Annotated in this window: 10 protein-coding genes; 6 read left to right on the forward strand and 4 right to left on the reverse strand. The window is 61.2% G+C overall.

All coding sequences use genetic code 11. The features are described 5' to 3' along the window. The first annotated feature begins 177 nt into the window (after positions 1-177). Entirely contained in the window at positions 178-1,467 is a 1,290-nt protein-coding gene (aceA, locus tag ACSQ3F_RS02550) for an isocitrate lyase (protein ID WP_436098780.1), read from the forward strand. A gap of 189 nt (positions 1,468-1,656) precedes the next feature. Next, complete coding sequence (locus ACSQ3F_RS02555; protein WP_436098781.1) at positions 1,657-1,896, forward strand: SMc00767 family acetate metabolism repressor; 240 nt, start codon at positions 1,657-1,659, stop codon at positions 1,894-1,896. Between the two features lie 110 nt (positions 1,897-2,006). On the opposite strand, the gene ACSQ3F_RS02560 is transcribed toward ACSQ3F_RS02555, so the two are convergent. The 4 genes from ACSQ3F_RS02560 to ACSQ3F_RS02575 form a co-directional block, all read right to left on the reverse strand. After that, complete coding sequence (locus ACSQ3F_RS02560) at positions 2,007-2,882, reverse strand: LysR family transcriptional regulator (protein WP_436098782.1); 876 nt, start codon at positions 2,880-2,882, stop codon at positions 2,007-2,009. A 397-nt stretch (positions 2,883-3,279) separates the two neighbouring features. Beyond that, positions 3,280-5,808, reverse strand: coding sequence for a methyl-accepting chemotaxis protein (locus tag ACSQ3F_RS02565; RefSeq protein ID WP_436102016.1), 2,529 nt, complete (start codon positions 5,806-5,808; stop codon positions 3,280-3,282). A gap of 376 nt (positions 5,809-6,184) precedes the next feature. Continuing rightward, positions 6,185-6,340, reverse strand: coding sequence for a hypothetical protein (locus ACSQ3F_RS02570; RefSeq protein ID WP_436098783.1), 156 nt, complete (start codon positions 6,338-6,340; stop codon positions 6,185-6,187). A 226-nt stretch (positions 6,341-6,566) separates the two neighbouring features. Next, positions 6,567-7,751, reverse strand: coding sequence for an NAD(P)/FAD-dependent oxidoreductase (locus ACSQ3F_RS02575; protein WP_436098784.1), 1,185 nt, complete (start codon positions 7,749-7,751; stop codon positions 6,567-6,569). 174 nt (positions 7,752-7,925) lie between these two features. Between ACSQ3F_RS02575 and ACSQ3F_RS02580 the strand changes: the two genes are divergently transcribed. The 4 genes from ACSQ3F_RS02580 to pgl all read left to right on the forward strand — a co-directional run bounded on the left by ACSQ3F_RS02580 (position 7,926) and on the right by pgl (position 12,944). After that, a complete protein-coding gene (locus ACSQ3F_RS02580; RefSeq protein WP_436098785.1) occupies positions 7,926-9,362 on the forward strand; it encodes a glutamine synthetase family protein in 1,437 nt (478 codons plus the stop codon). Positions 9,363-9,378: 16 nt separating this feature from the next. Then, positions 9,379-10,665, forward strand: a complete 1,287-nt coding sequence (locus ACSQ3F_RS02585) for an NAD(P)/FAD-dependent oxidoreductase (protein WP_436098786.1) — start codon at positions 9,379-9,381, stop codon at positions 10,663-10,665. Between the two features lie 94 nt (positions 10,666-10,759). Beyond that, on the forward strand, positions 10,760-12,235 hold the full coding sequence (gene zwf, locus ACSQ3F_RS02590) for a glucose-6-phosphate dehydrogenase (RefSeq protein WP_436098787.1): 1,476 nt from the start codon (positions 10,760-10,762) through the stop codon (positions 12,233-12,235). Between the two features lie 10 nt (positions 12,236-12,245). Then, the gene (pgl, locus tag ACSQ3F_RS02595) at positions 12,246-12,944 is read left to right on the forward strand and encodes a 6-phosphogluconolactonase (RefSeq protein ID WP_436098788.1); all 699 of its coding nucleotides are present in this window, start codon (positions 12,246-12,248) and stop codon (positions 12,942-12,944) included. Positions 12,945-13,006 lie beyond the last annotated feature (62 nt).

The following is a 13,006-nucleotide window of genomic DNA, read 5'->3' on the forward strand; positions in this document are numbered from 1 at the left end:
AATTACAGAAGCCGCCTGTAAAACACAAGACATGATAACCCTTTTCGTAGTCGCAAAACTCCTTTTGTTCTGGCAGCTTTGTGCAGCGCACTGTAAAACTAGTTACATCGAATTCGAGGATTGAACGGGCATTGAACCAAAGTCGAACACCGTTCGAAAATTTGCAGGAGGATCTTTATGACTGATTTTTACAATCTCGTTCCGGGTGCACCGCAGGGCCGTTTCGACGGCATTGAGCGCCCGTACACCGCAGAAGACGTCAAGCGTCTGCGCGGGTCCGTCCAGATCAAGCATACACTGGCCGAGATGGGCTCCAACCGGCTGTGGCAGCTGATCCACGAGGAGGATTTCGTCAATGCGCTGGGCGCACTCTCGGGCAATCAGGCGATGCAGATGGTCCGCGCCGGCCTGAAGGCGATCTATCTCTCAGGCTGGCAGGTCGCCGCCGACGCCAATACGGCGTCCGCCATGTATCCCGACCAGTCGCTCTATCCGGCCAATGCCGCACCCGAGCTTGCCAAGCGCATCAACCGGACACTCCAGCGTGCCGACCAGATCGAAACCTCGGAAGGCAAGGGTCTGTCCGTCGATACCTGGTTCGCGCCGATCGTTGCCGATGCGGAAGCCGGCTTCGGCGGTCCGCTCAATGCCTTCGAGATCATGAAAGCCTTCATCGAGGCGGGTGCCGCCGGTGTCCACTATGAAGACCAGCTGGCATCGGAAAAGAAGTGCGGCCATCTCGGCGGCAAGGTCCTGATCCCGACCGCCGCCCATATCCGCAACCTGAACGCCGCGCGGCTTGCCGCCGACGTCATGGGGACGCCGACGTTGGTCATCGCCCGCACCGATGCGGAAGCCGCGAAGCTGCTGACCTCCGACATCGATGAACGCGACCGGCCCTTCGTCGACTACGATGCCGGCCGCACGGTCGAGGGCTTCTATCAGGTGAGGAACGGCATCGAGCCCTGCATCGCCCGCGCGATCGCCTATGCGCCGAACTGCGACCTGATTTGGTGCGAGACCTCGAAGCCGGATCTCGAACAGGCCCGCAAATTCGCCGAAGGCGTGCACAAGGCGCATCCGGGCAAGCTGCTCGCCTATAACTGCTCGCCGTCGTTCAACTGGAAGAAGAACCTCGACGACGCGACGATCGCCAAATTCCAGCGCGAGCTGGGCGCGATGGGCTACAAGTTCCAGTTCATCACGCTTGCTGGCTTCCACCAGCTGAACTTCGGCATGTTCGAACTGGCTCGCGGCTACAAGGATCGCCAGATGGCTGCCTATTCGGAGCTGCAGGAGGCGGAATTTGCCGCCGAGGTCAACGGCTACACGGCGACCAAGCACCAGCGCGAAGTCGGCACCGGCTATTTCGACGCCGTATCGATGGCGATTACCGGCGGCAAGTCATCGACCACCGCCATGCATGAATCGACCGAGCACGACCAGTTCCGCCCGGCGGCGGAGTGAGAAACTCCCCTCCCCAACCCCTCCCCACAAGGGGGAGGGGCTAGAGCGCCGCACTTCTTCGGCACCCAATTGCCTCCGCACTTTCGGAGGTCATGAAGGAACAAAGAGGTGCAGCAGGTTAAGCCCCTCCCCCTTGTGGGGAGGGGTTGGGGAGGGGTTTTAAAACCAACTCAACCAGGAGGAACCACAATGACAGTCCAGACACGCGTCAAGGAACGGGCCGAAGAGCAGTCGTCGGCCATGACACCGGAACAGCAGGCGATGATCCGCATGGTCGCCAACGACCTGCACCGGCTCAACCAGGCCGTCATGAAGGCGGTGGACGCCGGTGTTTCCGTCGAGCTCGTCCGTTCGGCCCGGCACCACGGCGGCGGAGGCAACTGGGGCGACCTGCTGATCCCGGTGATCGTCACGCAGGGTCGCGGCTGAGACATGACCATCTGTCCACGAAAATCCCGGCGGGAGCTTTGCCCGCCGGGATTTTGCGTTCCTGCCTGAGCGCTTAAGCGAACGTCAAAGAATGAAATCCGCAGCAGGGGCTAAACGCTGCGGCTGGGCCGCTTACCGGCGAAAAGGTCGGCGTGACTTTTCACCAGCCGAAACAGGCGCTCCGAGACGGTACGGATCTCGCGGCGGTGGCGATCCTCGCTGTTCGTCACGATCCACTGCCCATGACGGAGCTGCTTCAGCTCATCGCCGGCCCGTTCCAGACCGGGGTCGAGATCGCCGACGAAACAGGGCAAAACCGCCTGGCCCGCGCCTGCTCTTGCCAGGTCGAGCAAGGAGCGTGGGCGGCTGACGATGACGGCGATCGCGGCGGCCGCCTGTTCGTGCGGCCAGCGCAGATAGGGCGAGATCGCATCTTCCTCCGACACGGCGAGCCAGGCCGCTGCCAGCCCATCGGGTGCGTTGCGCTGGCGGTAGGCGGCATAGGCGACATCGCCGGTGTGGCGGCTGGTGAGATGCGGCTCCTCCGGTGCGACGGCCCGGACGCCGACATCGCTTTCCCGGTGAGCCAGCGTCGCCCGCCGCTCGGAAACGGACATGTCGAGCCGGAAACCGTCGCGTTCGCTCCAGATGGCCTGGATATTCTCGCAGACCAGCCAGGTCACCCAGGTCCCGGCCATCAGCCGCACCACCGCCGAGCCGTGCGCTTCCTGGCGCCAGTTTTCCACCTTGCGCACGACGGCGTCCATGGGCTGCAGTTGCTCGAACAGGGCCTGTCCGTCGGCGGTCAGCCGGTAGCCGGTCTGGCTGCGCAGAAAGAGTTGTCGACCGATTGCCTGCTCGAGGTCGAGCACGCGGCGGCCAACCGTTGCCGGACTGAGACCGCTCGCCTGGGCGGCGCCGGTCAGCCCGCCGTGACGGGCGACAGCTAAAAAGGTTTGATAGGCATCCCAGTTAATGTCTTTCATGCATGAAAAACATACGTCAGTTTCTTCCGTTTATAAACCAATTTTTGAAGCATAGATTGAAGCTGTAAATCAAACGCGGCCAACGATCGCCGCCTATCCCAATCAAAGGACGCTGGCATGCGGGACATCGGTCCGGCACTGGCCTCCTGTTGCCCCAAGGAAACGCACAATGCCGGAGATGGTAGGAATAGTCCTGTTGGCGGAAATGCTGTCGAAAGACGGCCGCAGGCGACATGAGTTCGAGGAACTTCGCAACCAAAGTCGTCTGTCCGGCAGGCTTGCGGCAGCCGTACGGAGATTTCGCCTGCGCTGGTCGCAGTGATGCTTGCAAAAACAAAGACCTGGCCGACGCCCCTTCGGCGTCGGCCAGGTCGTTCTGACTTTAAGCAGAGGCCGATCAGGCGGCGCGGACGACCTTGCGGCCGCCACTCACCGACTCAAGGCGGAACTGCTCGACGAGCATCATCAGCGTGTCGGCCTGGTTGGCGAGTTCGCGGCTGGCACTGGTCGCCTGATCGACCATGGTGGCGTTCTGCTGGGTCATCTGGTCCATCTGGTTGACCGAGCCGTTCACCTCGTGCAGCGCAGCCGCCTGGTCGCGGCTTGCGGTCGCGATCATCTCGACATGGCTGCTGACCGAGACGATCTGCTGGCTGATCGAGGCAAGCACGGCACCGGTTTCCTGGACCAGCTGCGACCCGGAATTCACTTCGGTGGTCGACTTGTTGATCAGCCCCTTGATCTCACGGGCGGCTCCCGCCGAGCGTTGGGCGAGTTCGCGAACTTCCTGGGCAACCACCGCAAAGCCCTTGCCCGCATCGCCGGCGCGCGCCGCCTCGATGCCGGCATTGAGCGCCAGAAGGTTGGTCTGGAAGGCGATCTCGTCGATGACCTCGATGATCTGCTCGATCTGGCGCGAGGCGTCCTCGATGCGGCCCATGGCGGCAATCGCATTGCTGACCACGACCGCCGAGCTGTCTGCACTCTTCTTGGTGTGCGTGACCGCGACATTCGCCTCGTGGGCGCGTTCGGCCGACGAGCGCACCGTGACGGTGATCTGGTCGACGGCGGCCGCGGTTTCCTCGAGCGAGGCGGCCTGCGCCTCGGTCCGCTTCGACAGCGAGTCGGCGGAGGCATGCATGTCGTTGCCGCTGCGCTGGATCAGGAGCGCGTTGTTGCGGATCTGTACGAGCGTGTCCTGCAGGCGGATCAGCGAGCCGTTGAAGTCCATGCGCAGTTGCTCGAGCCGGCCGGTGAACGGCGTTTCGATCTGCTGCGAGAGATCGCCCTGCGCCAGGCGACCGAGACCGGCTGCGAGCTGGCTGACGGCAAAATCGATCTGGCTGTCGAGCGCCCGTTTTTCGGCATCGTTGCGCATGCGCTCGGCTTCCGCCTGGGCGCGATGTTCCTCGCTTTCAGCCTCGATGCGGACTTTCGACAGGGCGTTTTCCTTGAAGATGCCGAGAGCGCGGGCCATGTCGCCGATTTCGTCGCCGCGGGCGCCGCCATCGATCGACGTGTCGAGCGCGCCGTCTGCGAGACGGCGCATCGCCGCAGTGATCTGGCCGATCGGGCCTTTCAGTGTCAGCACCAGTGCACCGCCGGCCAGAAGCGCGATCAGGATGCCGGTGACGGTTGCGAACACGGAGACCTGGTTGGCCTTGTCGCGCTCGACCGATGCCGTCGTCTTCTGGCCTTCGGCAAAGGCGGTGAGTTGGCCCCAGATATCATCGATCTCGGCGGCTGCCGCGGTAAATTCCGCCTGGCGCTTCTGACTGATGTCGACCAGCGCCGTGCTGTCGCTGGTCATCTTCTCGATGATCGGCTTCAGCGCGTTGACGAGCTTTGAGAAGAACTCCAGATCGCCGGCCGTGCCAGCGAGGCTCTGGATATCCACCTCCATGACCTTGAATTCGCGGGCCAGGCGCTGGCGGCCTTCCTCGTCCGATTTTTCAAGGAAACTCGCAGCAGCGATGCGGATCGAATAGACCGAGTTCACCAGCTTGCGGGTGTCCGTCAGCACGGCACCGGCCTTGACGAGCGGCGCGTCGAGCTTGCCGAAAGTTGCCGTCGCTTCGCGCATTTTCAGGCCGGCGGCGGTGTGGAGCTGGATGCTCGTCTGGCGGAAGCGAGCCATGAGCTTGCCGATGGCCGCTGCCGTCTCGTCGCTCTTGTCGCCGCTGTCGATCAGCGCCTTGATCTCGCCTATCGTCTTCTTGAAGGTTTCCGCGACTGCCTTCTGGTTTGGCGGCATGCCAGAACTGATCTTGCGCAGGACCTTGGTCATGGCACCATAGGAATCGGCTGCTACCTTGATCTTTTCTTCGGCGTTGGGCGCCTTTCCGAAATTCGAATTGAAAGCAACCAGCGTATCGCTGGAGGAGGTCAGGCGCTCGGCTTCACGCAGAAGCGTCTTGGCAGCTTCCTCGTCCTTGCGCACGACGCGCTCCATCTTGGTGGCTTCCTCCAGCACCTTCATCTGCTCGCCGAGCAGGTTGCCGAGGCTCGCGCTGATGGACTTGCGCAGGCTTACTTCGTTTTCATAGAGCGTCCAGAGCTGGCCGACCCGGTCACCGATCTTGGTGCTGCCGTCAACGGCTTGCTGCAATTGCTGCCGGCCTTCGTCGTCCACCACCTGCGACAGCGTGTCCGCGAGCACCCCTTGCTGTGCTTCCAGCTTCGCGACAACCGCCTGTCGGGTTTCCTCCGATGTGTTCTGGAGGAAGGCATTCATGCCGGCATAGACATCCTTGAAGCCGCTCAGCGACTGCAGCACGCTGTTGGAGATTTCCATCCGTCCCTGTAGCAATCCGGACGCATAAAGCCCGGTGATACCGACGGCGCAGATGCTGACGACGAAGGGCAGGATGAACAGAAGCACCTTGGTCTGGATTTTGAAGCGGGCAAGAATCTTGTCGATGAACATGAACGCACCTTGGCTCGCAGCCTGCATCCGCCCTCCACAAGCCGTACAGGCTTTCCCGGTGCGCCAACAAGCTGATGATTTGATTTTAAAAATCATACGGCGTTCCGCCGTCAGCCTGCCAGGCATTCATTGCATGACCCGCCACTCCCCGTGGGCGAAATCACGGCAGACTCCGTTGTGGTGCATTCTTCAACGGGAAGAATTAATATTTGAATAAATACGACTTATTTCGTTTCACATACGCCAGAGGCGAGGATACAGGAAAAAGAATCCGGCCTTCAAGCAAGCCTAGCCGCAGCGGGAGCGCGGGCAATGGACGGGGACAATCGCGCAGCAGAAATGCGCTAGCAGTCGCTACGCTATTGATCTTGGGGTTTCAGAAGGGCCAGAACGAGGGAAGCGCTGCCAGCGTGGTCAGAGCACCGAGCGCGATGACGGCGGCGCGGATCAGAATGGCCTTTCGCGTTCTGCTTTCGTCCGCTTTCGCAATGGCGATAGCGCGGGCTGCAGAGCGGTTGCGATACTGGTTCATGGCATCATGTCCTTTCGACCAAAGCAACGATAGACCCGGATGATCCGGACCGCCAGCCCGCTTCATGTTGCAACTGCACACAAAAGAGAAAAAATGTCACGTTTCTGATACATTTTCCGAAAAGCGCATCTTTTTCAGTCCGTGGGCCGTTTGTGCCAGCTTATGAAACAGGTTCCGCCAGATATCTTAACAATGGCTGAAGGTGCGCGAGACCTTTTGGAGTCCGCTATACTGCCTGCCCCGCCGAAAAGCCCGATGCCCAGGCCCATTGGAAATTATAGCCGCCGAGCCAGCCGGTGACGTCGACACATTCGCCAATGAAATAAAGGCCAGGCACCGCGCGCGCCTGCATCGTGCGGGAATCGAGCGCCTTGGTATCTACGCCACCGAGCGTGACCTCTGCGGTGCGGTAGCCTTCCGAGCCGGCCGGGGTGATGGCCCAATCCTTGATGCCGGCGCAAAAACTATCGATCACCTTGTCGGAGAGATCGGCAAGCGACCGGTTGATCAGGCCGGCGGTCTCGGCGAAGAACTGTGCCAGGCGCTTCGGCAGATGCTCGGCAAGTGCCGTCTGCAAGGCCTGCCGGCCATTTTCGCGGCGTGCCCCTTTGAGCAGTGCTGCAATATCGATGCGCGGCAGCAGACAAAGGCGGATGTCGCCGCCCTCGCGCCAATAGGACGATATCTGCAGGACGGCCGGACCACTCAAGCCGCGATGGGTGATCAGCACAGCCTCCTCGAACACCGTCTTGCCGGAACGAGCCTCGGCGTCGACGGCAACGCCGGAGAGAGCGCTCAGGCTTTCCAGTTGCGCCGGATCGAGGGTCAGGGGCACCAGCGCCGGGCGAGTTTCGATTAGCGGCAGGCCGAACTGCTCGGCAATTCTGTAGGCAAAACCCGTCGCCCCCATCTTCGGAATCGATTTGCCGCCGGTCGAGACAATCACGGCGGCGCTGTCGATCGCGCCGTCTGCCGTTGATACGCGAAAGCCGGAAAGCGACTTTTCGACTGTGAGTATCTGCGCGCCCAGCCGTAAAACTGCGCCCGACTGCTTCATCTCGGCCAGGAGCATACGGATTATGTCCTTGGCGCTGTCGTCGCAGAAGAGCTGGCCGAGTGTTTTTTCATGCCAGGCGATGTTGTGGCGTTCGACCAGTGCGACGAAATCCTGCGGCGTGTAGCGCGCCAGCGCCGACTTGCAGAAGTGCGGGTTGGCCGAGAGAAAATTCTTCGGGCTCGCATGAATATTGGTGAAGTTGCAGCGCCCGCCGCCCGAAATGCGGATCTTTTCCCCCGGCGCCTTGGCGTGGTCGAGCACCAGCACCCGGCGGCCGCGCTTGCCCGCTTCGATCGCCGCCATCATGCCGGCGGCACCCGCGCCGATTATCACCACGTCATATTGTTCAGCCAACGCATCCGGTCCTGTTTCGACTTCCTTTTCCGGGCGGAGGCTTGAAAGTCAATCACTCACTTTCTCCGGGGTTCGCGAATACAGCCTGTACGGGAGGGAAAGTCCCGGTTTTCGCCCTAGCCAATTGCCAAACTCCGGCTATGATGGCCTATCCGAACCCAAAACCGGTGATTTATGCCTGCCAGACGAAGCATTACCCAACAAACAGCAAAGAGCAGCAAGACTTTAAAAATACCCCCCGCCCTGCAATCAGCCCGAGGAGTGAAGACCTGGAAGGAAGCCACTGATTGGCTGAGAATCCGCGGTATCGAGGACATCGAGTGCATCACCCCCGATATCGCCGGCGTACCGCGCGGCAAGATGATGCCGTCCTCAAAATTCACCTCGAACACCTCGCTCGCCCTGCCATCGGCGATTTACCGCCATACAATTTCGGGTGAATACCCGGAGGAAACGGGCGACTTCCGCTACGATAGCCGCGACAGCGACATCAAGCTGGTGCCCGACCTCTCGACCCTTTCGATCGTTCCCTGGGAAAGCGACCCCACGGCGCAGGTCATCTGCGACATCGCTGGATCGAAGGGCGAGAATGTACCCTATACGCCGCGCAACGTGCTGAAGCATGTGCTGGACCTCTACCACAAGAAAGGCTGGAAGCCGGTGGTGGCGCCGGAAATCGAATTCTATCTGGTCGCCAAGAACGAAGACCCCGACTATCCGCTGAAACCGCCGACGGGACGCTCAGGCCGCGCGATCCTCAGCGGACAAGGATACTCGATCGCCGGCGTCAACGAATTCGACGAACTGATCGACGACATCTACCATTTCTCGGAAAAGCAGGGGTTGGAGATCGACACGCTGATCCACGAGGAAGGCCCGGCGCAGCTCGAAATCAACCTTCGCCATGGCGATCCGATCGAACTTGCCGACCAGGTCTTCATGTTCAAGCGGACGATCCGCGAGGCGGCGTTGAAACACGGCATCTACGCCACCTTCATGGCCAAACCGATGCAGGGACAGGCCGGGTCCGCCATGCACATCCATCAGTCGGTCATCGAGATCAATACCGGGCGCAACCTGTTTTCCAAAGCCGACGGTTCGGCCTCGAAGGAATTCTTCTCCTTCATCGGCGGCATGCAGAAATATGTCCCAAAGGCGCTGTCGATGATGGCGCCCTACGTGAACTCCTACCGCCGCCTGACACCCGACATGTCGGCGCCGGTCAACAATGCCTGGGGCTATGACAACCGCACCACGGCCTTCCGCGTGCCGGTTTCGGAGCCGATTGCACGGCGCGTCGAAAATCGGCTGCCGAGTTCGGATGCCAATCCCTATCTCGCACTCGCCGCCTCGCTCGGCTGCGGCTATCTTGGCATCCTTGAAGGGTTGGAACCATCGGCGCCGTCGGATGACACGGTAAACAGCGGCACGATCGACCTGCCGCGCGGTCTGCTCGAGGCTATTTCCCTGCTTGAGTCGGTGCCGGCCTTCGCCGAAGTCTTCAGCCCCGAATTCATCGCCATCTATGCCGGCGTGAAGCGTGGGGAGTTCGAAACCTTCATGCAGGTGATCAGTCCCTGGGAACGCGAATTCCTGCTTCTCAACGTCTGACCGGAAAGGTGTCGCGATGCCTTGGCAAAGCCCGATCTCGCCGGGGATTTCCTGGTATGAAGACAACGTGCCAGAGCGGCCGGAATATCCGGCCCTTTGCGGTTCGGTCGAGACCGACGTCGCCATTGTCGGCGGCGGTTTCACTGGTCTGCAGGCCGCCTATAATCTCGCGCTGAAGGGGGTTCGCGTCACGCTGATCGACGCCTGCCGCTTCGGCGACGGCGCCTCTGGCCGCAACGGCGGGCAACTCGGCACCGGGCAGCGCTGGTCACCGGAAGACCTTGAGGAAACGCTCGGCTTTGAGCGTTCCAAGGCTTTGTTCGATCTGGCCGAGAATGCCAAGACATACCTTCTCGACTTTGCGTCCGCCCACAGCATCGACATCGAATATGTTCCGGGCCAGCTCAATGTCTCTCACAAGAAGAGCTATGAGAAGGACTACCGCGACAGCGTCGAGATCGCCGCGTCTCGCTACGGCTATCCGCACCAGAGTTTCATGGATCGCGACGAAACCGTCGCCCGGCTCGGTTCAGAGCGTTATCTTTTCGGCATCCGCGACACCGGCACCGGCCATATCCAGCCGATGAAGCTGCTCGTCGGTCTGGCGAAGCAGGCAGCCCTGGCCGGCGCCTCGCTACACGAAAAGACCAAGGCGTTGAAAATCAACCAGAACAGCGGCCGGATCATCATCGAAACCGACAGGGGCAATATCCGCGCGGAAAGAGCGCTGATTGCCTGCAACGGCTATATCGGCAATCTCGAGCCGGTGACGGCGCGGCATGTGATGCCGATCCGTTCCTTCATCGGTGCAACAAAAGTCCTCACCGATTTTCCGGATGTGCTGCCGGGCGGCGAGGCGGTTGCCGATTCGCGCTTCGTCGTGCGCTATTTCCGCAAATCCAAGGACGGCCGGCTGCTGTTCGGCGGCCGCGAGGCCTATACGGCCGATAATCCGCGCGATATCACCGACCATATCCGCCGCCAGATCACGGAAATCTACCCATCGCTCGCCAACATTGAAATGACCCATGCCTGGGGCGGCTCCGTCGGCATCACCATGCCGCGCCAGCCCTTCGTGCGCGAAGTCATGCCCGGCGTCACCTCGATCGGTGGCTATTCCGGCCATGGTGTCATGCTGTCAAACTACTGTGGCAGGCTCTATGCCGACCTCGTGACCGGCAACCGGTCGGATCTCGATCTTTTCCGGGACTTGAACATTCCGGCATTCCCGGGCGGCACGCGGTTCCGATCCGTGCTTTTGTTCCTCGCGCTCAGCTGGTATGCCTTGCGCGACAAATTCTAAAAGCCGTGCAGCTCATTTTATTGCATCGCACCCTAGCGCTTTTAAATCGATTAGATTATAAACTCCTCAGACCAGAACGAGATCGAGATTTCTCATGAGCAGCCAGATCATTCCTGTGGAACCCTTTGACTATGTGGTTTTCGGAGGCACCGGCGACCTTGCCGAGCGCAAGTTGCTTCCTGCCCTCTATCATCGTCAGCTGGACGGCCAACTGAGCGATCCGACCCGCATCATCGGCGCATCGCGCAGCGTGCTCAGCCACGAAGAATACCGAAAGTTCGCCCAGGACGCCCTCAAGGAGCACCTGAAGAAGGGCGAATACGACGAGGCGCAGGTCAAGACCTTCACCGACCGTCTCTTCTACATTCCCGTCGACGCCAAGTCGGATAGTGGCTGGGACCAGTTGAAGTCGCTGCTGGACGAAGGCAAGGATCGCGTCCGCGCCTTCTATCTCGCCGTTGCGCCGGCCATCTTCGGCGACATCTCGGAAAAGATCCGTGACCACAAGCTGATCACAAAGACGACACGGATCGTCGTCGAAAAGCCGATCGGCCGAGACCTCGCCTCGGCGCTCGAACTCAACGACACGATCGGCAAGGTGTTCAAGGAAGAGCAGATCTTCCGTATCGACCACTATCTCGGCAAGGAAACCGTGCAGAACCTGATGGCTCTGCGCTTTGCCAATACGCTTTATGAGCCGCTGTGGAACTCCTCCTATATCGACCACGTCCAGATCACGGTCGCCGAATCCGTCGGCCTTGAGAGCCGCGCCGGCTATTACGACAAGGCCGGCGCGCTGCGCGACATGGTGCAGAACCATATCCTGCAGCTTCTCTGCCTCGTCGCCATGGAAGTGCCGCCGTCGATGAATGCGGAAGCCGTGCGCGACGAAAAGCTGAAGGTGCTGCGCGCGCTGAAGCCGATCACCCCCGGCAACGTCGAGAAGTTGACCGTGCGCGGCCAGTACAAGGCGGGTGCTTCCGCCGGCGGTGCGGTCAAGGGTTACCTTGAGGAGCTTGATGGCGGCGTCTCCAATACCGAGACCTTTGTCGCCATCAAGGCCGAGATCGGCAACTGGCGCTGGGCGGGCGTTCCGTTCTATATCCGCACGGGCAAGCGCATGGCCGGTCGCATGTCTGAAATCGTCGTCAATTTCAAGCCTATCCCGCACTCGATCTTCGACGAGGCAGCGGGCCGCATCGCTGCCAACCAGTTGATCATCCGGCTGCAGCCGGACGAAGGCGTCAAGCAGTCGCTGATGATCAAGGACCCGGGGCCGGGCGGCATGCGCCTGCGCAACGTTTCGCTCGACATGACCTTCGCGGAAGCCTTCAACGCCCGCAGCGCCGATGCTTACGAGCGGCTACTGCTCGATGTGGTGCGCAACAACCAGACGCTGTTCATGCGCCGCGACGAGGTCGAGGCCGCTTGGCGGTGGGTCGATCCGATCCTGAAAGCGTGGGAAGCCGTCGGCCAGCAGGTTCAGGCCTATACGGCCGGCACCTGGGGCCCGAGCCAGGCGATCGCGCTGATCGAGCGCGATGGCCGCACCTGGCATGAAGTGATCTGAGGACAATGGAATGACGGCTGCGATGCGTGTTTTCGATAGCGGTGCGGCACTTGCCGAAGGGCTGGCCGGCGCGGTGGCCTCGGCCCTGTCTGCGGCCGTCGCTGCGCGCGGGCAAGCTTGCATCGCCGTCTCGGGCGGTTCGACCCCGAAAGCCTTTTTCAAGGCCCTTTCCGGCAAGGCGATCGACTGGTCCAAGGTAACGGTGACGCTTGTGGACGAACGTTTCGTCGATCCCGACAGCGACCGCTCGAACGAGAAGCTCGTGCAGGACAATCTGTTGATCGATGCGGCCGCAGCGGCAAAGCTTGAGCAGCTTTACTATCCGACATCCACCGCTGAAGAAGCAGCGGCGGCCGCGACGAGCCAGACGGCCGGTATCGGCTGTCCCTTCGATGTCGTCATCCTCGGCATGGGCGGCGATGGCCACACCGCTTCCTTCTTTCCCGGCGGTTCGCGCCTTGCAGAGGCGCTCGACCCCGCCACGCCGCGCGGCGTGATGACGATGGAAGCCGAAGGTGCGGGCGAACCGCGCCTGACATTCACATTCTCCAGCCTTCAGGACGCCCGCTTTCTGGCGCTCCATATCGAAGGCAACGGCAAGAGGGAAGTTCTTGCCAAGGCAGAAGCGCCCGGCGACGAGGCGGAGATGCCGATCCGGGCGATGTTGCGCCGGGCCTCGTCTCCGCTTCAGATTTACTGGGCACCTTAGAGCCAGGATCCGGGGCCCAAGACCCGGATGACCGCAACCATGCTGACTAGAGGAGTCACAAG

Origin of the sequence: Pararhizobium sp. LjRoot238 (assembly GCF_964252955.1) — a bacterium.
In the GTDB taxonomy this organism is placed as follows: Bacteria; Pseudomonadota; Alphaproteobacteria; order Rhizobiales; family Rhizobiaceae; genus Pararhizobium.